This is a genomic window from Psychrobacillus sp. FSL K6-1464 (genome assembly GCF_038003145.1).
Lineage (GTDB): Bacteria > Bacillota > Bacilli > Bacillales_A > Planococcaceae > Psychrobacillus > Psychrobacillus psychrotolerans.
In genome coordinates this window covers 168,578-193,122 of record NZ_JBBOOP010000002.1, presented here as the reverse complement: position 1 = coordinate 193,122, position 24,545 = coordinate 168,578, and the positions used below count along the sequence as shown (strand labels likewise).

At 40.4% G+C, this 24,545-nt stretch carries 15 protein-coding genes; 12 read left to right on the top strand and 3 right to left on the bottom strand.

All coding sequences use genetic code 11. The features are described from left to right. The first annotated feature begins 71 nt into the window (after positions 1 to 71). The 5 genes from MKX39_RS20985 (at position 72) to MKX39_RS20965 (ending at position 12,372) form a co-directional block, all read left to right on the top strand. A complete protein-coding gene (locus MKX39_RS20985; protein WP_340771799.1) occupies positions 72 to 1,943 on the top strand; it encodes an RCC1 domain-containing protein in 1,872 nt (623 codons plus the stop codon). A 291-nt stretch (positions 1,944 to 2,234) separates the two neighbouring features. Next, the gene (locus MKX39_RS20980) at positions 2,235 to 7,271 is read left to right on the top strand and encodes a hypothetical protein (protein WP_340771797.1); all 5,037 of its coding nucleotides are present in this window, start codon (positions 2,235 to 2,237) and stop codon (positions 7,269 to 7,271) included. Positions 7,272 to 7,463: 192 nt separating this feature from the next. After that, positions 7,464 to 11,405, top strand: a complete 3,942-nt coding sequence (gene dnaE / locus MKX39_RS20975; RefSeq protein WP_340771795.1) for a DNA polymerase III subunit alpha — start codon at positions 7,464 to 7,466, stop codon at positions 11,403 to 11,405. A gap of 77 nt (positions 11,406 to 11,482) precedes the next feature. Further along, positions 11,483 to 11,704 carry a hypothetical protein gene (locus MKX39_RS20970; protein WP_340771792.1) on the top strand — a complete coding sequence of 74 codons (222 nt, stop codon included), beginning with the start codon at positions 11,483 to 11,485 and terminating at the stop codon, positions 11,702 to 11,704. Further along, the gene (locus MKX39_RS20965; RefSeq protein ID WP_340771791.1) at positions 11,701 to 12,372 is read left to right on the top strand and encodes a TraX family protein; all 672 of its coding nucleotides are present in this window, start codon (positions 11,701 to 11,703) and stop codon (positions 12,370 to 12,372) included. The genes MKX39_RS20970 and MKX39_RS20965 overlap by 4 nt, the downstream gene beginning before the upstream one ends. A gap of 4 nt (positions 12,373 to 12,376) precedes the next feature. Here the strand turns inward: MKX39_RS20965 and MKX39_RS20960 are convergent, their stop codons facing one another. Further along, on the bottom strand, positions 12,377 to 12,856 hold the full coding sequence (locus tag MKX39_RS20960; RefSeq protein ID WP_340771788.1) for a hypothetical protein: 480 nt from the start codon (positions 12,854 to 12,856) through the stop codon (positions 12,377 to 12,379). A 238-nt stretch (positions 12,857 to 13,094) separates the two neighbouring features. On the opposite strand from MKX39_RS20960, the gene MKX39_RS20955 reads away from it, so the two are divergent. From MKX39_RS20955 to MKX39_RS20935, 5 genes are all read left to right on the top strand, one after another. Further along, the gene (locus MKX39_RS20955) at positions 13,095 to 13,697 is read left to right on the top strand and encodes a hypothetical protein (RefSeq protein ID WP_340771787.1); all 603 of its coding nucleotides are present in this window, start codon (positions 13,095 to 13,097) and stop codon (positions 13,695 to 13,697) included. Positions 13,698 to 13,740: 43 nt separating this feature from the next. Next, positions 13,741 to 14,229, top strand: a complete 489-nt coding sequence (locus tag MKX39_RS20950; RefSeq protein ID WP_340771784.1) for a hypothetical protein — start codon at positions 13,741 to 13,743, stop codon at positions 14,227 to 14,229. 21 nt (positions 14,230 to 14,250) lie between these two features. Continuing rightward, entirely contained in the window at positions 14,251 to 14,736 is a 486-nt protein-coding gene (locus tag MKX39_RS20945) for a hypothetical protein (protein WP_340771783.1), read from the top strand. Next, positions 14,733 to 15,188: a hypothetical protein gene (locus MKX39_RS20940; RefSeq protein WP_340765143.1), complete on the top strand. Its 456-nt coding sequence runs from the start codon at positions 14,733 to 14,735 to the stop codon at positions 15,186 to 15,188. The genes MKX39_RS20945 and MKX39_RS20940 overlap by 4 nt, the downstream gene beginning before the upstream one ends. 239 nt (positions 15,189 to 15,427) lie before the next feature. Then, positions 15,428 to 15,559 (top strand): hypothetical protein, encoded by a 132-nt coding sequence (locus MKX39_RS20935; RefSeq protein ID WP_340765141.1) that lies wholly within the window; start codon positions 15,428 to 15,430, stop codon positions 15,557 to 15,559. Positions 15,560 to 15,703: 144 nt separating this feature from the next. On the opposite strand, the gene MKX39_RS20930 is transcribed toward MKX39_RS20935, so the two are convergent. Then, complete coding sequence (locus MKX39_RS20930; protein WP_340765139.1) at positions 15,704 to 16,174, bottom strand: hypothetical protein; 471 nt, start codon at positions 16,172 to 16,174, stop codon at positions 15,704 to 15,706. Between the two features lie 173 nt (positions 16,175 to 16,347). Between MKX39_RS20930 and MKX39_RS20925 the strand changes: the two genes are divergently transcribed. Together MKX39_RS20925 and MKX39_RS20920 are read left to right on the top strand one after the other, a co-directional pair. Beyond that, positions 16,348 to 20,007 (top strand): hypothetical protein, encoded by a 3,660-nt coding sequence (locus MKX39_RS20925; protein ID WP_340771781.1) that lies wholly within the window; start codon positions 16,348 to 16,350, stop codon positions 20,005 to 20,007. Positions 20,008 to 20,143: 136 nt separating this feature from the next. Continuing rightward, positions 20,144 to 24,094, top strand: coding sequence for an RCC1 domain-containing protein (locus MKX39_RS20920; RefSeq protein WP_340771779.1), 3,951 nt, complete (start codon positions 20,144 to 20,146; stop codon positions 24,092 to 24,094). Positions 24,095 to 24,269: 175 nt separating this feature from the next. On the opposite strand, the gene MKX39_RS20915 is transcribed toward MKX39_RS20920, so the two are convergent. After that, positions 24,270 to 24,527, bottom strand: a complete 258-nt coding sequence (locus MKX39_RS20915; protein WP_340771777.1) for a hypothetical protein — start codon at positions 24,525 to 24,527, stop codon at positions 24,270 to 24,272. Positions 24,528 to 24,545: the final 18 nt, after the last annotated feature.

The window sequence follows — 24,545 nt, the reverse complement described above, 5'->3', positions numbered from 1 at the left end:
GTTTTAATCGAATCAACTAGTTCTATTTGCATATGATGAAAAGCTAAACAAAACACTGGAGGATTGAAAGAATGAAGAATGAAACAAACAAGCAATATAACGCACGTAATGTATTATCTAAGTCTTTGTTGAAATCAACATTAGCAGCATCTTTGTTGTTATCAGGGTTTGCAGGGGTAATAGGTACGTCACTTGTGAATTCGGAATTGTCGATTATGCAGGTTGCGGAAGCTGAGAGTTTCGCAAAGGATTTGAACACAATATCAGCAGGAGAATTCCATTCCCTCGCAATTTCCCAAGACGGGAGCGTTTATGCGTGGGGATATAATAAAAGTGGACAGTTGGGTGATGGAACGTTAACGGACAGAAAAACACCAACGAAAGTAAACGGTCTGGTGAATGTGGTGGCGGTGGAGGCTGGAGAGGCTTACTCCTTCGCATTGACCTCAGATGGAAGCCTCTATGCGTGGGGACAGAATGTATATGGACAGCTGGGTGATGGGACGACAGGAAACAAAACCACGCCAACGAAAATAAACGGTTTGTCGAATGTAGTGACTGTTGTGCCTGGATGGTCACACTCGTTAGCACTCACATCCGATGGGAGCGTCTATGCGTGGGGACAGAATGCATATGGACAGCTGGGTGATGGGACGACAGGAAACAAAACCACGCCTACGAAAATAAACGGCTTGTCTAATGTAGTGGCAGTAGCGGGAAGTCAGACTCACTCGCTAGCACTCACCTCCGATGGGAGCGTCTATGCTTGGGGATATAACGCACAAGGGCAGCTTGGGGACGGGACGACCACACAGAAAATCAGGCCAACGAAAATAAACGGTCTGCATAATGTAGTGGCTGTGAAGGCTGGAAGAGAACACTCGCTAGCACTTTCCTCTGATGGTAGTGTCTATGCTTGGGGACGTAATAATTATGGACAGTTGGGCGAAGGAACGACTACACAAAGGAATACGCCAACGATAATAAATAGCTTGTCTAATGTGTTAGCGGTTGAGGCAGGAACTTTACACTCCCTCGCAATTGCCTCGGATGGAAGCGTCTATGCGTGGGGAGATAATTCAAGAAGACAGCTGGGCGATGGAACGACTACACAAAAAAAAACGCCAACTAAAATTAATGGCCTGTCTGAAGTGGTGTCGGTGGAAGGTGGGTATGGTCATTCCCTAGCAATCACATCCGACGGAAGTGTCTATGCTTGGGGACAAAATGGAAATGGGCAAATAGGGGACGGGACGACAACAAATAAAACTACGCCAACTTTATTGGTGGATATTAAAGTGGGGATAGGTACTGACACTGCACTAGAAGAGCAAATCACCACAGCAACCGCTTCCGTAGAAATCGCAGAAGGCTCTAAGTTGCAAGCAGACATAGATGCTTCTCGAACTTTAGTAGAGGCATTACTTAACGGATTGGAGAAAACCACTCTCCTAGAGCGACTAGATGCTATCGTAGTATCTCCAGAAGGTACGGAGCTTCTTCAAGAAGCACAAGATGCTGTCGACAAGCTGAATGACGAGTCAACAAAAGAGCAAATTGCCATAGCAAAAGAGCTCGTTGTTAAATTACCAAATAGCTCCACTAAAACTGAGCTAAATGACCGAATCTTTAGCATTGAGTTGAATCAAAAAGCTAAAAACGCAGTAGCTCATGCAGAAAAAATGCAAACGAACTACAATATTACTTTAGCAGAAAAAGCCGTTAATCAGCTATCAGACGGCCCGCTCAAAACAGAACTGAGTGAACGAATTCAACAACTAAAACTGACTCTAGATGCTGAAAGTAAAGTAAAATCGGCAGAACTGACGAAACGTGAACCGTACATCACGGAGGCTATGGATAGCATAGCCAAGCTAAAAGATTCTCCAAAGAAAACCGAACTTGCGAATCGTATTAAAGTCATCCAAGATCCAACCGTCTGAGAAATACCTACGTGATATGTACTTCGAGAAAGCACAAACTGCTATCGACGGCTTACCTGATGGGAAAGCGAAAGTGGACTTACAGGCACGTTTGGACGTAGCAATGAACTAAATAAACGATGAGACTACTCCTTCGGGCGTGGTCTTTTTGCTTTAACGAATTTTTCCCCCTTAGGTTTTTCCTTATTAACAGATGATAGTCTGAATATATAGAAAAAAATATAGTTCGGTAGTGAACAACACTCAAGTACATATAATGAACGGATTCAAAAAATACAGGAGGAATGAATATTGAAAACAGTGAAAAATAAAAATCAGCAAAGTTCGAAAAATGTATTATCTAACACTTTAATGACATCAACTCTAGCAGCATCTCTTTTTTTATCTGGCGTAACAGGGGCGATAGGCACAATCGCATCAAACAATGGAATAGTCGGGGAATTGTTTGCGACGACGCAGGCAGAAGCGGCTGGGGTATTTGCTGGTGGTAAGGGGACGGTAGCGGAGCCGTATTTAATTGAAGATAAAAATCAGCTAAATCAAATGCGAAATTATTTAACAAGCCATTTCAAATTAATGGATGATATTGATTTGTCTGGCGTCAGCTGGTCACCTGTAGGGATTAACGGAACTATTAACACAGACACCTCTAAAGCTTTCGGCGGAAGTTTCGATGGTTCTGGACACACTATTACAGGAATGACTATAAATAGCGGTTCATCCGAAATAGCTGGATTCTTCGGATTCACTTATAACGCTACTATTAAAAACGTAAAAATAAAAAATGCCAATGTAACCCTTTCAGCAGTAAAGAACGGCGGTATTTTAATAGGGAAAATGAGTTTTGGAACTGTAGCTAATGTATCTGTGGAAGGAACAATAATAGGAACTAGCGTAACTCAATTAGGAGGAGTTGTGGGACTTGGACATAACGCTATAATTGAAAAGTCATCTTTTGTAGGTGATTTAACTGCTGTCGGAGCACCATATGGGCAATCTGTTGGTGGAGTTGTCGGTTCATTAATTCCAATGGGGACGAATTATCATGCACCGATTAAATTATTGGAGTCTTATGCAAATGTAAACATCAAAACTACTGGAAGTGAAGCTGCCATTGGTGGATTAGTGGGAACGATATACGGCAATGCAGATTCCTATAAATATACACGTCAGTCTGAGGCACATTTAAAAAACTCATTTTCTTCAGGAACATTAGAATCTAATGGTGGCAAGGCGATCGGAGGAATAGTCGGGCAAGTAATTAATTCTCCCGAGTTAGAAAATCTGGTTTCAACAATGAAAATTACTTCTATTAATAATAAACAAGATGTAGCTATTGGGGGTGTAATTGGGAGATTCGATACAGGTCGATTTCCTGCGACTTTAAAAAACATTTACGCATTGAATGAAGGTATTGTTTCAGGAGATGTAAACAAGTCTTTCGTCGGTCTAGTACTTGGAAAGTCGAATTCAACAGTAGCTGATATTTCTAATATTTTCTTTCCAGCAAATTTAAAGCATACAGGACAGCAACAATATGCAACAGATTTAATCTCTACTGAAGCGTTGTTAAACGGAGAGGCATTCAAGCAGTTGACAAACACTTCTATGTGGAAGCTTGACAGTCAGACTGGACTACCGTTCCTAGCAAATAATCCGCATCCACTTGGCACTAATACCTTAAACTTAGAGAATTCCCCGACATATAAAAAAGACAACAAAGTGATTTTCTCATTAATTTCTAATTATGAAAGCTTCAATGAAATTAAAAATGGATTGTCTAATCATTATATCTTGAATAGTGATATTGATTTAACTTCACGAACATGGACACCGATAGGAGATACAAACAAAGGTTCATATGACCAACTTAATTTTACTGGTTCACTTGAAGGGAATAACCACGAGATAAAAGGATTGAAAATTAACAACACATCCGGAACTCCTACTGGTTTATTCGGAAACATAACAAATGGTTCTGTGAAGAACTTGCGTTTGACGGACTTTGACATTTCGGGTATTAATTACGTTGGAATGCTAACAGGGATCCTTACTTCTTCGAATGTAGAAAATGTGAAAGGTAAAGGTAAGGTTTATGCCAACGGCGACTTTGTAGGTGGATTAATAGGTAGTTGGAGTGGGAATTCAAATTCAAATTTAAAAAAAATGCAAGCAGAGAGTGAGGTGACAGGCAAGAACCATGTGGGTGGTTTAGTAGGGATGATGTCAAATGGTTCAATAGTCGAATCCTACTCAAAAGGTAGTGTAAAAGGACTCTCAGGGGGGGCTAACGTAGGAGGGCTAGTAGGAGCTTCATCCACAACACTCTTAAAAGTTTATTCAGACTCAACTGTAAACAGTGCAGGCTCAAATGTAGGAGGATTAGTTGGTAGTATTCAAGGTGGAATGATAGCTGATGCTTATTCTACGGGGGCCGTAAGTGGCACTAAATTTGTTGGCGGAATTGCAGGGATTATGTATTCAAGCACTAATTCTACAGTTGAAAATTTATACACTACGAGTAAGGTAAAGGGAACATCCGATTATGTTGGAGGATTAACTGGAAATGTTTCTAACAATAAAATACTTGTGAAAAACGCTTTCTTAATGAATCCTGAAGTTATTGGAGGGAATCTGAGCTTGACTGGAAGGGTAGCTGGAAACAACACAGGAAATTTAACATCTATAAGCTTACTCAACACAACCAAAACAAATGGGCATAGCAATTACAAAACGGAAGAGTTACCGGTCTCGCAATTTTTAAACAAGGCAACTTATTCATTTAAAGGATTTGATTTTGGCGAATTTGATGATATACCAGTATGGGCAATTAAAGAAGGTACTACTCTCCCATATCTAACCTTTAGTCCATCTAAAATGAGCCATAGCGAACAGACTGGAGAATGGAGTAGCTATGATGAAGAAGCTAATTTTCTGATTGAAGCAGCAAACAAGTCTGTCGAAAAAGCTGAGAATTCTAAGTTGCAAGCGGATGTAGACGCTGCTCGTACACTTGTGAAAGCTCTACCATCTCAAACCGAGAAAACAATCTTAACGAATCGCTTGAATACTGTACAAAAAGAGATTGATGACGCAAAAGGGATGGCAGAACAATTCGATACAGCAACAGTGGCTGTTGTGAAAGCAGAAGGTTCTAAGTTGCAAGTAGACGTAAATGCAGCTCTTTCACTTCTTAATTTGTTGCCACAGGGCACAGACAAAACAAGTCTAACAGAGCGGTTGAATGCGGTCCAATCACAAATTAATGCTTCCGATTTATTGCACCAGGAATTAATGACCGAATTGGAAGAGATGAAATTGTACCTGTATTCAGTAGAGGGAACGCGTGAAGATATACTTGCTTTGCGAGATGCTTTAAATGATATCTTGGACAGCTCTAAGTCATTGTTCAACAAATCACACCAAACAGAAGTGGCTAACTATGTACAGAATATACTAGATATCATCAATTTACTCGAAATGATTTGGAATAAAATCTCAATTGGAGAACTTGCAGGGTTGGATGAACTCGTTTCCCAACTACCAGATTCAGCCCTTAAAGATAACACTCAACAGGAGGTAGAAGAAGCGAAAGTAATTAAGCCGGAACCTCAAACGGACTTAGCTATTGCAATTTTATCGGTTGAGAAAGCAGAAAGCACAAAACTGCAAGCTGACGTAGAGGCATCTCGTTTACTTGTGAACGCTCTTCCAACAGGGAAGGATAAAACAAGCTTAATAGAACGCTTAAATGTCGTGCAAGGAGATAACGAACAAGTATTAGTTGAACAAATAGCTCAAGCAACGGCAGCAGTCGTGAAAGCAGAGAATTCCAAATTACAAACAGATGTGAATGATGCTCGTACATTAGTGTTTGCTTTACCAAATGGAGAAGAGAAGTTGAGTTTAACAAAACGCTTAGAAATTATTGAATTAGGAAACGATGATACCGTTCTCTTAAAAGAAGCTAAGAACGCTGTAAATAATCTAGGCTATAATCCAACTAAAGTGGAGCTAGACGCCGCAAAGGAACTTGTATCGAAGCTACCTAACAGCACCGATAAGACAGAATTGCTTGACAGCATTGCTGAAATTGAATTGAAGCAGAAGGCTTCCAATGCCGTTGCTCAAGCAGAAAAAATGCAAACAAACTACAATATCACGCTAGCAGAAAAAGCGATTAATCTATTACCGGATGGCCCATTTAAAACAGAACTTATGGAACGGATTCAACAGCTCAAGTTGTCATTGGATGCGGAAAGTAAAGTGAAATCGGCCGAGCTCACAAAACGTGAACCATACATTACAGTAGCGGTGACGAGCATAAACAAGCTAAAAGATAGCACGAAGAAATCGGAGCTTTTGAGCCGCATGAAAGGGATTCAAGATGCACTAGCAGTTGAAGCGGAAGCCGCTCTATTAGAAGAAGCGACAACGTACGTTGTTCTTGCAGAACTGCATAAGCGTGAACCATACTTGTCACAGGCAAAAGACATTGTATCGAAACTTCAAACCAGTACAGAAAAAACAGCTCTGGAAACACGATTGAAAGCGATACAAGATGCTACTCCTGTAGTTCCAGAGGCCCCAGCGGTGGACCCAGCGTTGCTAAAGAATGCGGAGACACAAGTTTCTTACGCAGAACGCTACCAGCGTGACCCGTATCTAACGCGTGCACAAGAGGCAATAGACAAACTGCCTAACGGAGAAATGAAAAGCGGTCTGCAAGCTAGACTGGACGAACTACTAGGTGACGCGAACGACAAGATAGAAGTTGTCAAACAAGAAGCTGCGTCGAAATCTGTCATTAAAGCAGAAACGGCAAGCGACCTGAACGTCATCGAAGAAGCTCGTTTACTTGTGAACGGACTGAAAAATGGTGTAGCGAAAACAGCACTCCAAGACCGCTTAGAAGCAATCGAAGTAACAGAATTCATGCAGTTTGCGTATGACTTGAAGGTAGAGATTGATTCCGTGAGTGATTCGACTATCAAACAAGCTCTTCAGGATGCATACGCAGCAGTTGGTGCAGCTAAAGATCGTCAAACAGGAACATATATGACGAAAGCGTCAACTAGCATTAAAGCCCTAAGCAAATACAATACGACGCATCAACCAGTAATAGAAAATCTTTTAGTATTCTTCACGGACATGCAAAAAGAGTTAGAAGTTCAAAAACTAATCGTAGCAGCCGACAAAGCAGTAGAGCTGTCTGAGAAGTATCAACGTGCGACGTATTACACGAAAGCACAAGCAGCAATTGACAGCTTGCCTGATGGGAAGGCAAAAGCTGACTTACAGGCTAGATTAGATGCTGTTACGAATTAATGGAACCACCAGATCATTCCTTCGGGCGTGGTCTTTTTGTTTTATCGAATCTTTTCCCTCCTTTTTGAATAAGATACTTCAGATGGAAAACAAAGTAGAGCCAATGAGAGCTTATTGTTCAGAAGGGAACTTCATTCTATTGGGGTGTTCGGCATATGATAGTCCGAACTATTAAAAAGGAGGATGTTAAAAATGTGTAAAGAAAAAGCAAAACACGTAGTAACTTTACCAGTTGCTCTAGAACCAAAAACATTTGTCATCGCAACGTTCAATAAAAATGCAGATACCTTAACAATTACGGATCGTACGTCAGGAGAAGTTTTCTTGGTATGTGAATCCAAAGGGTATGAAAATGCTTTTAGTGTTCGAGAAGTGATGTTAGGGGTTGTACTTTCTAATACTGGAAAAGAATCAGAGGTCATGATTCTAGAAACTGCAGATATGGAAGAACAACATGTAGTAACGGTTTCTAATTTGAACTTACCAAAAGGGTCATTTGTAGACGTAACGTTAAGCGGAGAACTATTAACGTTTTCACTAAAGGAAGAAACGTTAGCGATTACAAGTGCTGCACCAGCTATTGGAGCTTTTGGACGTCGTAAAAAATTAAAAGCAGTCGTGTTGAAGAATGTAGAGGAGTTTGCAGTGGTTTTAGTGTTGCGTTTTGTGGATCCACACAGACACTCAGGATACTCTTTTCTAGACGGTTCTAACAGTATTGATGCTCTAGTTCGTAAGACGGAATACGCAGGAGCTTTAACAGACCATAGAGGTATGTACGGATCATTAGCATACTACAATGCGATGCGAAAAGCGGGAAAACTACCGATTATTGGATTTGAAGCATACGCGGAAAATATCCAAGGGTCAAAACAAGGAAATCACTTGTTATTATTAGCTAAAAACGAAACAGGATATAAAAACTTAACGAAGCTGACGAGTCTAGCATTTGAAAACTTCCACAAGTATCCGCATGTTTCCTATGAAATGCTTTCAGAATACTCGGAAGGCGTTATGTCTACAACTACATGCCTTGGTTCAGAAGTGAACAAGCTTCTAGCTGACCGAAAATTTGAAGAAGCTCGCTATGTGGTAAAACAAATGGTGAAAATATTTGGAAAAGAAGATTATTATGTCGAAATTCAGCGACATGGAGCAGAAGAAGAATTAATTGTTAATCCTCAACTGCAACAGATCGCCAAAGAATTTGATTTAAAACTAGTAGCTTCTACGGATGCTCATTACGAAAATGCTGAAGATCGTCCTTCACAAGAAGTATTAATGTGTATAGGAACAAAAAAACTAATGAGTGATGAAAGCCGTATTAAGTTTCCAGGTGGAGGATACCACATTCATACAGCAGATGAGATTGAAGAGTTATTCTCGGATATTCCAGAAGCACTCGACAATACATTTGAGATCATGGAAAAATGTGCAGATTTCAAGATACAAACTGGTAAGAACTTTTTACCTGCTTTTGAATTCCCAGCACCTTTTAAGTCGGAAATCGAGTACCTTCGTCATCTGACAAAAGTAGGATATAAAGAGCGATTTGATGGAAAACCAGAAGAAACTAACCCTGTTTATACAGAGCGTCTTGCTTACGAGTTAGATGTTTTAGAAGGGATGGGCTTCCCAGGGTATTTTCTAATCGTGAATGACTTCATCGTGTGGGCTAAAAACAAAGGGATATTGGTTGGTCCAGGACGAGGAAGTGCTGCAGGTAGCCTTGTGGCTTACTGTTTACACATAACGGATCTTGACCCGATACCATACGGATTACTTTTCGAGCGTTTCTTGAACCCAGACCGTATTTCTATGCCGGATATAGACATCGATTTTCCAGATGGCCGTCGTGAAGAGGTACTTGCTTATGTTCGTAATAAGTACGGGGAACATGCAGTATCGAAAATTATCACTTTCCAAACTCTGGCAGCTCGTTCTTCCGTGAAGGATGTAGCTAGAGTACTAGAATTCCCGTTAGATGTTGTAAACAAGGCAGTTAAATTGATTCCAGTTAGACCGGATATCACGTTGAAAGAAGCATTAGAGGAGTCTCCTGAATTTAGAGATGTCGTAAATGGAAATCCTGCTTTGAAAAATGTGGTGGAAACAGCACAGCGTATCGAAGGCTTACCGCGTAACCCATCGGTTCATGCATGTGGATTAATTATTGCTCCTGGAGAGGTTTCTGATTATGCTCCAACGAGCTTAATGATGAACAAGAAAATCAAAATGAAGGAAGCTACTTGCCAATATACAATGGGTGAAGTAGAAGAAATCGGCTTGCTGAAAATGGATTTCTTGGGACTTCGTACGATGACGGTAATTGCAAGTGCAACAGAATTAGTCAATGAAAAACGTGCATTAGAAGGACTTCCACCGATGCATTACTTGGATATTCCTCTAGGGGATCCAAAAGTGTACCAAAATATCTCGCAAGGAGATGCGTATGGTGTGTTCCAGTTGGAATCACCAGGTATGCGTGCATTTATGAAGGAACTGTTTGCAGACGCATCTGATTTTAAAGAGAATGACATTGAGTTGTTTGAACGTCTGGTTGCAGGAGTTTCCCTCTATAGACCCGGCCCAATGGATTACATTCCAGAATACTTGGATAGTATGCGTAACCCATTAAAAGTACGTTATGATCATCCTCTACTAGAAGGGCCATTGAAAGGAACATACGGCGTTATCGTGTTCCAGGAACAAACAATGCAAATTGTTCGCTCTTTAGCAGGGTTCACAAAAGGTGAGGCAGACAATGTGCGTAAGGCGTTTGCTAAAAAGAAAAAAGAAATGATTGAACCTCTTGGAAAGAAATTCGTGGCTGGTTGTATCGCGAATAATATTTCTACAGAAATTGCAGAAAAAATTTGGAGCAAGATGGTGAAGTTCGGTTCGTATGCCTTCAATAAATCGCATGCGGCAGTTTACTCAATGCTATCGAATGCAACTGCTTGGTTCAAAACATATCATCCAGAGGAATTTATGGCCGCAACGCTAAACAGTTTCCTTGGAAAGTACAACAAATTAAAATTGTACCTGTCGATCATTTCACGCATGAATATTGAAATATTGCCACCAGATATTAACCGTTCTGAAGCAATATTTACAGTAGAAGATAAGAAAATTAGATTCGGACTAATGGGTTTAAAAGGTCTTGGTCAGTCAGCTGGACAAATATTGGAAGAACGCAAAGAGCGTGGCGAATTCTGTGATATGCAGGATGTGATTGAACGTATGGTCGTGAACCAAAAGATGGGCAAATCAACAATGAAGAGCCTTATCCAAGCTGGTGCTCTGGATTCAATGGAAGGAACTCGCCGAGCGAAGATAGATATACTGGAAGCGATGTTCAAACATGCAGATAAGATGAAAAAAATAAGCTTAAACAAAGAACAAATGAGTATGTTTGACTTAATGAATCAAGATGAGGTAAATCAAATGCGTCATATCATCCCGGTTCCAAATTTACCAGAAATGATGAAAAATATCATGATCACTCTAGAGAAAGAAGTAGCGGGATTCTATATCACTGCTCATCCGCTTGACGATTATATCGACGTACTTAATAAAGAAGGGGTATATGATATAGGATTCCTGTTTGATGAATCAGAGGATGAAGATGGTTATGCGACTGGAGGGACATCTGATTACGAAGGACAAGTGGTGAAAATTGCTGGTGTTGTAGAATCAGTAGAAACATTTTATGCGAAAAAATCAGGGAAACCGATCAAGAAAATCCTTATTGAAGACCGTTCAGGAGAATTTAGCTGTGTGGCTTTCGAGGAAACAATCAAGCAAAATGCTGATATGTTCGTAGAGGGTCGTGTATTGATGGTTCAGGGAGTCGTGAAAGTAGACGATTTCGGAGCTTCTCTTACAATTCGTTCGATGGTAGACATTTCTGAGATGGACCGTGGAACTAAATCGGTCGGTGTGGAACTTGTCACAGAAGATAAGGGTCAAGCTAGAAATTTTCTAGAGTATGTAAAAGCAAATCCGGGAGACATTGACACATTCGTTGTCATGGGAGGACAAACTTATCGTTTGCCAGCATCACTTGATGCAGGTATGCAAAAGGGTCTGTTCGACATCTACGGCGAAAGAATAAGATTAAGACATGCATAAGACAGGCTTCGGCCTGTCTTTTGTTTTGTCTTCTTTCCGATATGCATACCATAGAAAAACAGGAAGGCGGATTCTAAATGTATATTTTTGTTTCAATCATTACTTTTATATTAGGTGTGTATTTAGTCTTTAAGAAATCAGACAAATGGCAATATGAATTTATCGGTTACTTATTCGTTGGAATAGCATGCCTTTTATTGCTATTTGGATCCCTCATGGGATGGATGGAACGAGTACAAATAGAAAAAGAAGAGGCGGCTATACAGCAGGAGTTGAATTATAAGGAGTGGGCAAGATGAGCGAGAGCTTAATAAAAGAGACAGGGAATATGGTGTTCGGAAGTAAACGACAAACATTCGATAGCCGAGTTGAGATCTTGAAATGGATAGCAATGATTACAATGGTTATTGACCATGTGGGCATATTCTTTTTTCCGGAAGAAACATGGATGAGAGTGATTGGGAGGATTGCATTTCCTTTGTTTATGATCTTATTTGTCGAAGGAGCAGTCAGAACAAGGAATCCTAAGTCACACGCAGTCCGTATTTGGCTATTCGCACTCCTCTCACAAGTTCCGTACACACTTCTTTTTAACACATATCAGTTGAATGTACTTTTTGCAATGATTCTCGTGTTAATGGTCATTCGAGATATTCGGATGATTGGTTTAGCCGTACTTCTCCTTTATATGTTTGATGTCGATTATGGGTGGTATGGTGTGATCTTAGGTCTGTCTTGGTATTATTTGAGGAAACATAAGGGATTAGCTTGGGTCATTGGTTCCGCACTGACATTGGTTTACGCATGGGAAACTGGTTGGTATGTGCAAATAGGTGCAATTATGGGTCTCGTATTGTTAGTACTTCCGATTAAAGCCCCTATGCCACAAATGCCAAAGAGTTTCTTCTTTTGGTTTTATCCCGTTCATATGGCAATTATCTTTGTCTTGTGGATGGCAACCCTATAGGTATCTATTGGAGTAGACGAGCAATATGTTCGTCTGCTTTTTTGTGCGGTATCCAGTAGAAATAAGAAGAATCTCTCAACACGTTTTCTACATTCACACGAACGACAAATTCAACCAAACTGGAAGAACTTATCTGAAAATCAAGGTATTCAATCTGTTTTATTTCCGCAGAAGTGATATTTAGCAAACTATCGGCTGCATGTTTAACCGCACCATTCAAATCTAGAACTCGTCCATTTTCACATATGTGCTTACTATGTATTTCTGCGGATGGTAATAATAAATCATAAGGTTCGGAAACAAACATGACCTCTTTGCCATTGTCCACAATCATGCGAACACGGACTTCTTGATGATTCGTCGTGAAAATTTCGTCGGGAGAAATAGGCTTAAAAGGACCAAGCTGCTCCTTGCTAATTATATTTGCATTTCCTACAGTTTGAATGGCTGTAACAAGATGTTCAGAAGAAAACGAACTAACCATATTAAACACCTCTTTCATTTTGTAAAATATATTTTACATAATATACCCAAAATATATATTTGTCAATCATCATCCAGCAAAACTTGTTGTTTTATAGTGAAGCCAGTTGAATAGATTAACAGAAAAACGATTAGTTCTCACACATAGTCGCGACTATTTTTTACCCTCTCGCATAACATACAATGATACGAAAAACATGGAAGGTCAAACTGACCTATTTAAAAAGGAGGACGATGTTATGTTGAAATCGGCTATCGTGTTAAGTTCGGATAATTGTTATGAGGGGTACGACAATGTAGAAGAATGTTGGGTTTTAGGAGACTATAGCAGTCTGGAAGAACTCGAAAATGTCAATTCCGATACAATTATTTATTCTGAGTCTGGATGGAGTGATGAAAAAGAGTACTTCACTAGCTTTTTGGAGAAGTGTAAAGAAGCATATAAGAAAAAATTTAACAAGCCAGTAGCACAAATGGTTTTAGCAGGCAAATTGGGTTTATGGAATGGAAGTCCAATCGGTGGGAAGCTTATCGATTTGAATAATTCGCCCTTAGAAGCGATGGGTAATTGCGATACCGTAGAATTAGAAGTAGACAGCAACGGGGAAGTAACAGTTTTGGGTCATCATCATGATGGAACGCATCGGATGAAAATTTATTTATTCAGTCATAATTTGTACCGAGGAATGGTGAAAGAATTTGGAGAAGGTTCCGAGTTATTTGAGCATATACACGAAAATATGGATGAGCATATGCTAAATGCAAATGATGCCGAAGATTTTTTTCAAGTTCCAACAATAACAGAAAACGAGGTGATAGAAGCGGTTGGGGTATATTGGTAAGTCCCCAGCTTGCTTCTACTATTTAAATGGATGGGGTGTTCCAATGAATCGGAATCAAATTGAATTGTTTGGTAAGGTTTATTATTCTTGTACACAGTCAAAAGAAATGGACAGTGAAGCAGTAAGAAATTTTCACGAACACCTGGAAAGAGCATTAATTGGTTCTGATAAGCAAGTTATTGGAATGTTAATCTCTAATATTCGAGGAGAAATTTCACGATATGCAATTTCCATGCGACCGGATGCTACATTTCAAGTCCTTTCTAATTTTTTTAGAAATAATTTTGAGTGGTGGGTTAGTGAATTAGGAGAATTAGCTGCAGTCGGTGAATATAACGGTGTGACTACCTTTGTGTTGGTGAAAAAGGTGGATTTCAATACCTGGGACAAAGCAGTGAAATTCCTATCTAACAATGAAAAGATTCTTCACATAAGTGAGAGAGGGAAATCTATTACAATTGAGAACCAAGATACAACATTTTCTCAACATTTGTTCTTAAGATGGGAGAAATCGATTGGATGTTTCTGGTGAGATATGTAAGGAGGGGAATACATGGAAGAACATAAAATCAACATGACAGACCAACGAATTTGTTTGTATGGTGGGGAGGACTTATTCAAACTTCATGCAAATCGCAAAGAGGTAATACGGTTTCAAAATTCGTTAGGCGAAGTGATTATGCATGCCTGGACTACTCATTCTGACTTCCGTCTGTTAATGATGGAAAGGGAAGGAGGCAGGAACGTTATAGTAACGGACGTAAGTGAAAACTCTTTAACCTATATAAAGCAAATCATGACATCTGGCGATATGTTTGTAACAGCAGATGGGACATTAATGACCATTGTTGGATCAAACAACGTGAACAAATCGGAATTCATACTCGCATTTGGAGAGATGAATAATTTAAAAAGGAAAGATTTTGCAAGGATTCAGGATGCAGTAGAAGGTATAGAAGGTTTTTATCCCTTCCGAATTTTTGATGGTGGGGGATTTGAATTGAATAAATATCAGGAACGAATGGGGGCCTTTTGGTGATTACTATTGGGAGACGAAAAGATTCAGGAATTTTGTGGTTGGATACCTTTCAGATGACAACCATGGTCAAAGTGGCTTCTTTTCAAGAACAGGCAAATATTATCGTTCTTCTTGTAAGAAATGGGAAGTATACTCAGCTTTTTTCTCCAGCAAAAGAATGGGCGAAAGATCCGATATTGTCTAGTTTTTCAGAGTTGGTCGTAGATGAATCAGGGTTTATTACGGTACGTTTAAATAAAAAAGAAAACGGAAATGCATACAGCGTTGAAGAATATCAAATACTCGTAACTACAAGAAATAGAGAGAATCTGACAAATTCTGCTTCTCTTGATGAAGCGATAGCATGCGGTTCCATTATGTCTGTATTCGACTGCAATCAATTTTTAGACGCCAGGAAGCAATATGAAGAATGGTCGAAACAGAAATTAATAGCTTTGAATGCCTATTGGTAAGAGTCTTGCGTTGTGCAAGGCTCTTCTTTTGTTTAGAAGCGAACAATGCTTTTTAAAAAAGAAGTAACGATGACTCAAAATGAAATTTTGACACTCCAAAACTGGTTCGGCAATGTTAAGCAGTATTTAATTTATAAATACCCAGCAAATTGAATACAATAGCCCAAATCAACTTAACCTTCTCCCTCGTGATGAATGAAATCGCTGGCCACGGAAGTGTTAACAAAGGAGGGTTTCATATGCTCACAACAGCAATCGTTGGGTCCTTAGCGGTTATTACTGTACAAGCCTATCGCAATATGAAGAGTGTTCCTGCCACATTTATTGCTATTACAAATGGGGCAATTACCGTAGCTGTAACATTGGCATAAATAAAGCTTAGTGATTCGATTCACTAGCTCTTTTCTTCAGTCTTCTACAAAAGCACCCGTTAATATTATAGGGTGTTTTTTTGCGTTTTCTGGTTGATACAGCAAAAAGACCCGCGGTAATTGCGGATCTTTCTTTTTAGAAAATTACAGTTTCTTTACATACAGAGCTGGAACCTCTGAATTGGCTTCCAATAATACGGTAAAACCAGCCTGTTCAAATAGAGTTGCATGTGTCTCTTCTTTTGGATAGGCAAATAAATGAACACCCTTGCGTTTCAAAGTTTCTTCCGTTGCCATTTCTAATAATTGTAAAAATACAACCTTATAATCTTCAGGGAGTAAGATCCCTTCTATCTCCATATCATGCAAATATCCAAATCTAGTACCTTTTTTCAGGTTCTTCATGAAATAGGGTACTAGTTTTTTTGCTGTTTCCTTGGGATCTACTTGAATCTGGTCCAACATGATAGTCATCATCATGTTATCAAGGTTCATTTCGTGCAGAGATAGGAACATCGCAGCGGCATCATTTTCTGCTAAGGGCTTAATAACGTCTATTCGCTGTTTAGTATAGGCCTTTGCTGTTTTTATTGGACTCTTTTTCATTCTTTTCATCGTAAATCTCCTCCTCTTTGATATGACATCATATTCAATTAATAAAAAAGTTATTAGGAAATAAGATTCGAATACAGTCGAAGGTTCGCTCCTAAGGTTCTTCGAATAAACAAAGATCGCACGCATATAATAGACGGCTTAATAAACTGAAATCATATTGGAGGAAAAAAAGAATGAAAGAAGAGAACAACAAGCAATACAAAGCACGAAATGTACTGAGTCAAAGAGCTACTAAAGTGGCTTTAGCAACAAGTTTACTTTTATCGGGAACTGCAGTAATGGGAGACGCTTCGAAGGAAGGGGTGCTTCATGATTTATTTGGTACTACACAAGCAAGTGCTGCAACCAATGTGTCATTTAGCCTAAATACTACTGAATGGTCATCTACACCAATCACCTTAACGGTTGATTTCCCAGCAGAATCTGTACATGCAGAAGTGAAACTAGGAAATGCCCCTTGGCAGATCTATGAAGGACCTGTACAAGTAGCAGAAAATGGTTTGATTCAAGCTGTCTATTACGATGATGAAGGTAACGAAAGTGAAGTTTCGACATTCACTGTATCAAACATCGACAAAAACAAGCCTACAATTTCTAAGGTAGAGATTGTGAACGGCAAACTTGCTATTACATCATCAGACGTTGGTTCTGGGGTTAAAACAGTGGAAGTTAAGTTGAACAGCGGCGAGTGGATCCCTTACGTTGCAGACTCGATTAACATTAATGACAACACAGCAATCAATGTACGAGTAACGGATATATCTGGGCTTGTAACAAATGGTGCTTACTATGCTCAAGTAGATCTGACGCCACAACAGTTTGCATTGAACTGGTTTGAAATCAAAGATGCAGTTAGTTACGACATTATGCGTAACGGAGCAAAAATTGGTTCTGTAGACGCACCGGCTGTACGTTTTGTCGACAGTAAAGTAATTGCTGGCACGAGCTATCGATATGAAGTCGTCCCTGTATTTGCTGACAAATCTAAAGGGGAACCGGTGATTCCAGATGTCGAAGCAGAGCCGGTCACACCAGAAGATCCTGAGAAAGACAGCGACAATGACGGTATTCCAGATAAAGAAGAAATCGAAAACGGAACAGATCCAAATAACCCAGACAGCGATAATGATGGGATTCCGGACAAAGAAGAAATCGAGAATGGAACTGACCCCAAAAACCCAGACAGTGACGGTGATGGAATTCCTGACAAAGAGGAAATCGAAAACGGGACAGACCCAAAAAACCCAGACAGTGACGGTGATGGCATTCCTGATAAAGAAGAAATCGAAAATGGGACAGATCCAAAAAACCCAGACAGTGATGGCGATGGTATTCCCGATAAAGAAGAAATCGAGAACGGAACGGACCCGACAAAACCTGGTGATACGAAACCAGAAGAGCCAGGGGAATTAGAAACACCGGTTATTAAAATCAGTATTGTCGACGGAGAAATAAAAATCGAGTGGTCATCTGTTTCAGGAGCAGGGAAATATATCGTGTACCGTAACGGCGTATCGCTAAAAGAAGTGCCACATGATGGTAGTCCGTTCTACACATATGCTTTCCCATTTGATGGAACGAAAGGCTTCTTAGAAGTAGTTCCTGTAAAAGCTGGAGAAACGGGAGAAAGTGAGTACGATCCTAATGAAGACAGCGATGGTGACGGATTGTCTAATGAAGATGAAGAAAAATATGGCACAGACCCTATGAATCCAGATACAGATGGTGATGGAGATTCAGATTTAGAGGAAATTGAAAATGGAACAGATCCGTTGGTAGATGAAGACGGAGAACTAGCTATTTACAATGGATTAGTAGCTGAACTGGAGGAGATGAAAGCTTATATTCTGACTGGTGAAGCAACAAAAGACGACATCCTTGCGATGAAAGATGATTTAATAACTATCTCTGTTAGCGGAAAGAAGCTTTCGAAAGAAGCTCATCGTACAGATATTGATAATCGTGTGAAAGAAATTCGTGCTCTTATTGCTCTATTGGAAGAGATTTGGGAGAAAATAGACAGTGGAGATGTTACGGGTATCGATGACAAAGTGAATCAATTGCCTGATTCTGTACTGAAGGATGAAACGAAAGAAGACGTAGAAAAAGCAAAAGAGTTAGCAGATTTATATGCTGCTGCAACAAAAGCTGTAGAGAAAGCAGAAGCTAGCGTTACCCAAACGGATGTAGATGCTGGTCGATTACTTGTTAATCCCCTGCCTACAGGTTCAATCAAAACTGATTTGACAGACCGTTTAGATGCTGTGCAGAAGGCAATTAATGACGCAAAAGCAATTGAAGATGCAAAAGAAGCGATTGATGAAATTGGAGATAATCCAACACAAGAAGAAATCGATGTCGTAAAAGATAAAATCGATAAGCTTCCTGATGGTCCTGACAAAGAAGAGTTGGTCGAGAAGATTGAAGAAATCGACCGCACGCAAAAAGCGACGAAAGATGTCGAGCGAGCGGAACAATTCCCAACTAGCTACAACATCTCGATAGCAGAGAAATCAGTTGCGAAGCTAAAAGATGGCCCACAGAAGACAGCGTTGTTAGAACGTATCCAAGAACTGAAAGTGTCAATGGACGCAGAGAGTAAGGTACAAGCTGCCGAAAGATCAAGTCGTGATCCGTATCTACAAAATGCAATTGATAGTGTTGCAAAACTAAAAGAAGGACCGAAAAAGACACAGCTAGAAGCGAGAATCCAAGCAATTAAAGATAAGCTTGCAGGTGGAGAGCAAGCTGCTCCATTTAAAGAAGCTACTGCTCAAGTGGAGCTCTTAGAACAGCACAAACGTGAACCATATCTCGCAAAATCTAAAGAATTAGTATCTAAACTTCCAGTGAGTTCAGAAAAAACAGCTTTGGAAGTAAGAATTAAAGTTGTAGAAGATGCCATGAAAGCAGATGCAGACAAAGCGTATGAAGCATTGCTACTAGTAGTAGAGCAAGATGTGGCGAATGCAGAGAAAAATAGTACACTTGCAACCGTGAAAAAAGCAGAAACATCTATGGCTAACCTGAAAGATGGCGAAGTGAAAACTGCATTTGCAGCACGTTTACAAGTAGTGAAAGACAAATTAAGTGCACCAGCAAACGATGCACTTCTGAAAGATGCAGAGACTCAAGTAGCATTTGCAGAACGTTACAAACGTGACCCTTACCTGACACGTGCACAAGAAGCAATTAATAAATTGACTGATGGTGAAGCTAAAACGGCTTTCCAAGCTAGATTAAATGTCCTTTTAAACGCGGCCGGTGAAGAAGTCAATGCGGAGAAACTTAAAACTGCTACTGACTCTGTTTCAAAAGCAGAAACGGCTAGCGACTTGACTGTTATAAAGAATGCACTTTCCCTAGTCAATGGACTAAAGGATAGCGAATCAAAAACATCCCTTCTTGAGCGTTTAGATGCAATTGAAGTAACGGAGTCAATGCAGTTCGCTTATGACTTAAAAGTCGAAATTGATTCTATTGAAGATGTGAACATGAAGCAGAAGTTCCAAGCTGCTTACGAAGCGGTTGTTCTTGCAAAAGAACGACAAAGCTCTACGTATATGACAAAAGCAACTGCAAGCATTCAAGCACTTGGTGTTTATTCAGAAACACACAGCAAAATGATCGAGAAGCTCTCTACATTCTTCACAGACATGCAGAAAGAACTCGAAATGCAAAAACTGGTAGTAGCAGCTGATAATGCAGTTGCACTAGCGGAGAAATACAAACGTGCACCGTATTTTGCGAAAGCACAATCTGCTATTGATGGGTTGACTGAGGGGAAAGCAAAAACCGACCTTCAAGCAAGACTCGATGCAGTTATGAAGTAAACAAGATATGAGCCACTCCTTCGGGGGTGGCTTTTTTATATGAGATAGAACTTCATAAGCTACCTAATTCGAATCATGAAACCTGAGGTGCATACAATGGATAGTTCTACTAAATCAAACACAGGAGGAATACTCAATGAACGAAGTAAAAAACAAGCAGTATAAAGCACGTAATGTACTATCAAAATCTATAATGAATTCCACGCTAGCTGCATCTTTATTATTATCAGGATTCGCAGGGGTTGTTGGTACGACTGGCACGATTTCGGACTTGTCCATATTTGAGGTTGCCGATGCAGCGAGCATAGTTGAAGATTCTAAAACTATAGCGGGAGGAACTTCTCATACTCTTATGATTGCACCAGGAGGAAGTGTTTATGCGTGGGGGCAAAATTCTGCCGGACAACTTGGAGATGGAACAACAATAGATAAAACTATTCCTACAAAAATTGATGGATTGTCAGATGTAGTAGCGGTGGATTCAGGAAACGGGTTCTCTATGGCACTCACGTCAGATGGAAGTCTTTATACTTGGGGAAATAATGGGAGCGGACAATTGGGAGATGGGACGGTAACGTCTAGGAGTATACCTGTAAAAATCGATGGACTTTCGGATGTTGTTGCGATGGAAGCTGGTCAGACACATGCTCTAGCTATCACGTCAGATGGAAATGTCTATGCTTGGGGAAGTAATGGGGACGGACAAGTTGGCGATGGAACTACGACTAATAACCTTGTCCCGACAAAATTAGACGGTTTAACTGATATTGTCGCGTTAGAGGCCGGACAGTATCACTCCCTTGCCATTACATCTAATGGAACGGTATATGCATGGGGAGATAATTATTTCGGTCAAATGGGTGACGATACAAATATTGATAAATTGATTCCATCTAAAGTAAGTCGTTTATATGGTTTTAAGGCTATAGAATCTGGTGCTAATCATTCTCTTGCGATATTAAGTGGAGTTGTTTATGCGTGGGGGATGAATAACTATGGGCAATTAGGGGATGGCACGAAAATAAACAGAAAACTCTCTGTTAAAGTGAATGGACTTCCAACCAATATAGTTGATGTGTCTGCTGGAAATAATCATTCTCTTGCAATTAGCTCGGAAGGGAATGTTTATTCCTGGGGTTTTAATAATTTTGGTCAATTAGGGGATGGAACATGGACTCAAAGACTATCTGCACAAAAAATAGAAGGAATATCAAATGTTGTTAAAGTACAGGCCGGAAATAATCACTCTATAGCCATCACTTCAGATGGCAAAGTTTATACATGGGGACATAATGGAGGTGGACAACTTGGAGATGGCACAAAAGTGAATATGGCCACTCCTATTTTAATAATGGATGTTCAGCTAATTAATGCTGCCACAGATGCTGTAAAAAAAGCAGAGGAAACCATTTCTCAAACCAATTTAGACGCAGCACGAATGCTAGTAACGGCATTACCATCAAGTACGGAAAAATCAAACTTAACATCCCGCTTAGATACGGTACAAACTGCTATTAATTTAGCTACTCAAATAGCAACAGCTAACACATCTGTTCTCAAGGCAGAAGAATCTAAGCTACAAGAAGATGTGACTACCGCATTAACGCTCGTTAACGCATTGACAACAGGAACGGAGAAAACCAGCTTAACGACTCGCTTAAATGTGGTCCAAAAAGCAATCGACGATACAAAAACATTGGCAACTCAAATAACGACAGCGACAACTGCAGTTGTAAAAGCGGAGGGTTCTACACTCCAAGCCGACGTAACAGCTGCTCGCACATTAGTTACGACACTTCCAAATGGAACCGAAAAAACAAACTTGACATCTCGCTTAGATACAGTACAAACGGCAATCAATTTAGCTAACCAGATAGCTATAGCTACTACATCCGTAGTAAAAGCAGAAGGTTCATTACTGCAAGCTGATGTAGAAGCATCTCGTTTACTTGTGGACAATCTTCCATCTGGAACAGAGAAATCAAGCTTAGCAAATCGTTTATATACCGTACAAACGGCAATCGATGCGTCTACTGTATCCTATGAAGAGGCGATGGCAGAACTTGACGACATGAAAGCGTACTTGCTCACGGGAGAAGGCACACGTGCAGATGTGTTAGCGATGAAGGATGCGTTAAATGTCATCTTAGCTGATTCGGCATCCCTTCTAAATGCGTCTCACCGAACAGATGTAGCTCATTATGTGCAGGATGTGCTGGACATCATCGGATTACTCGAAGTCATCTGGGATAAGATCGCAAGCGGCGAACTAGCAGGACTGGATGAATTAGTATCTCAATTGCCAGAATCGGAGCTAAAAGACAATACGCAGCAAGAAGCAGAAGATGCGAAGACGCCACAGAACGACAATACACTAGCAGAAGCTGTAGCATCTGTTGAAAAAGCAGAGCAATCCAAATTGCTAGCAGATATAGAAGCATCTCGTTCTCTTGTGAACGGTCTTGCTGATAGCACAGAGAAAACGACTCTCACAGAACGCTTAGATGCTGTTCAAAAGGGTATCGATGATGCTAAATTAATAGCAGAACAAATCAGTAAAGCGACTGTATCCGTGAAAAAAGCAGAAACTTCTAAAATTCAAGCAGATATAGATGCTGCTCGAGTATTAGTAGATTCATTGCCATCTATTTCCGAAAAATCGACTCTCACAGAACGATTAGATGCTATTACAGTGTCGCCTGAGGGTGCCGAGCTATTAAAAGTAGCACAAGAGGTTGTAAATAATCTAAACGATCAGTCGACAAAAGAGCAAATTGCAACTGTGAAAGGACTCGTTGCTAAATTACCTGCCAGCACAATAAAAACGGAACTTACAGACCGCATCTCGAGCATTGAGGCCAACCAAAAAGCAATGAGTGTAGTTGCTCAGGCAGAAGAAAGACAGACCAACTACAACATCTCGCTTGCAGAGAAAGCCATCCAAGTCTTGACAGACGGACCGCTTAAAACGGACCTTGCGGAGCGTATTCAACAACTCAAATTTACGCTAGATGCAGAAAGCAAAGTGAAATCAGCAGAACTGACGAAACGTGAACCGTACATCACGGATGCTATGGACAGCATCAACAAGCTGATAGATTCTCTCAAGAAAACGGAGCTTCTGAATCGTATCAAAGCTATCCAAGATGCACTTTCTACGGAAGTAGAAGCCCTGCTAGTGGAGGAAACGACTAAATATGTCGTTCTAGCTGAACAACATAAACGCGAACCGTACCTCTCAAGTGCGAAAGAGCTCGTTTCCAAGTTGCAAGATGGCCCAGACAAAACAGCTTTGGAAGCACGCCTGAAAGTTATTGCTGGTGCAGCTCCAGTTACACCAGAGGCACCTAAGGTGGACCCAGCACTCCTAAAAGCAGCCGAGACACAAGTTTCTTATGCAGAACGCTACAAGCGTGACCCGTATCTAACACGTGCACAGGAAGCTGTCGACAAACTTCATACGAGCGAAGTGAAAACAGCTCTTCAGGAGAGACTGAATGTTCTATCCGACGGAGCGAGTGTCCAAATCGAAACAGCGAAACTGAAAGCAGCGACAGATGCGGTTACTAAAGCAGAAACAGCTAGTGACTTGTTCGTTATCGAAGAAGCTCGTTCGCTTGTGAACGGACTGAAAGATGGCGATGCGAAACAAGCACTTGTGGACGGCTTAGATGCAATCGAAGTAACCGAAGCGATGCAGTTTGCGTACGACCTGAAGGTCGAAATCGACGCAATCACCGACGCAGCAATCAAGAAAGCCCTTCAAGAAGCGTACACAGCAGTTGGAGTGGCGAAAGATCGCCAGACATCGACGTATATGACGAAAGCTTCTAAAGCGATAGAGGCTCTAAGCAAATATGACGCAACACACAACGAGCTGATAAATAAGCTTTCTACATTCTTCATAGACATGCAGAAAGAACTTGAAATGCAAAAACTGGTAGTAGCAGCTGATAATGCAGTCCAGCTATCAGAGAAATACAAACGTGCAACGTACTTCACGAAAGCACAAGTTGCTATTGATGTCTTATCTGAAGGGAAAGCTAAGACTGACCTTCAAGCAAGACTCGATGCCGTTATAAACTAAACAACACAAGAGCTACTCCTTCGGGGGTGCTCCTTTTTTGTTTTATTTAGAAAGTTGTCGTATGGAAAGAAACTACAAAATCGTGCGACATAGTAAGGTCTTCATGCGGTTGTGCCACATTAAGACTCATAACACAGTTAAGTGGAACGACGCCATCAATTGTGTAAAGAGACTTTCAAGCAGATACAAGGATGCTTCTCAAGCTATCGTACTCCTCAATGCATTGCTTCCACTCTCGGAACGCTGTTTTTCGATTGACTGGTAACGTGTCCGTTTCTGGAAGAATAGGGGAATCAATACACACTGGCAGATTCAAAGAAGGAGCCACAGGATTTAAAGGAGGTAAAGGAGATTCCTCTACTACCTCCATATCAATAACAGCTAAGAACAACTCTATAAAAAGTATAACGACCTCTTTTATCTTGTTAAACATAAATGTATGACCTCCTGA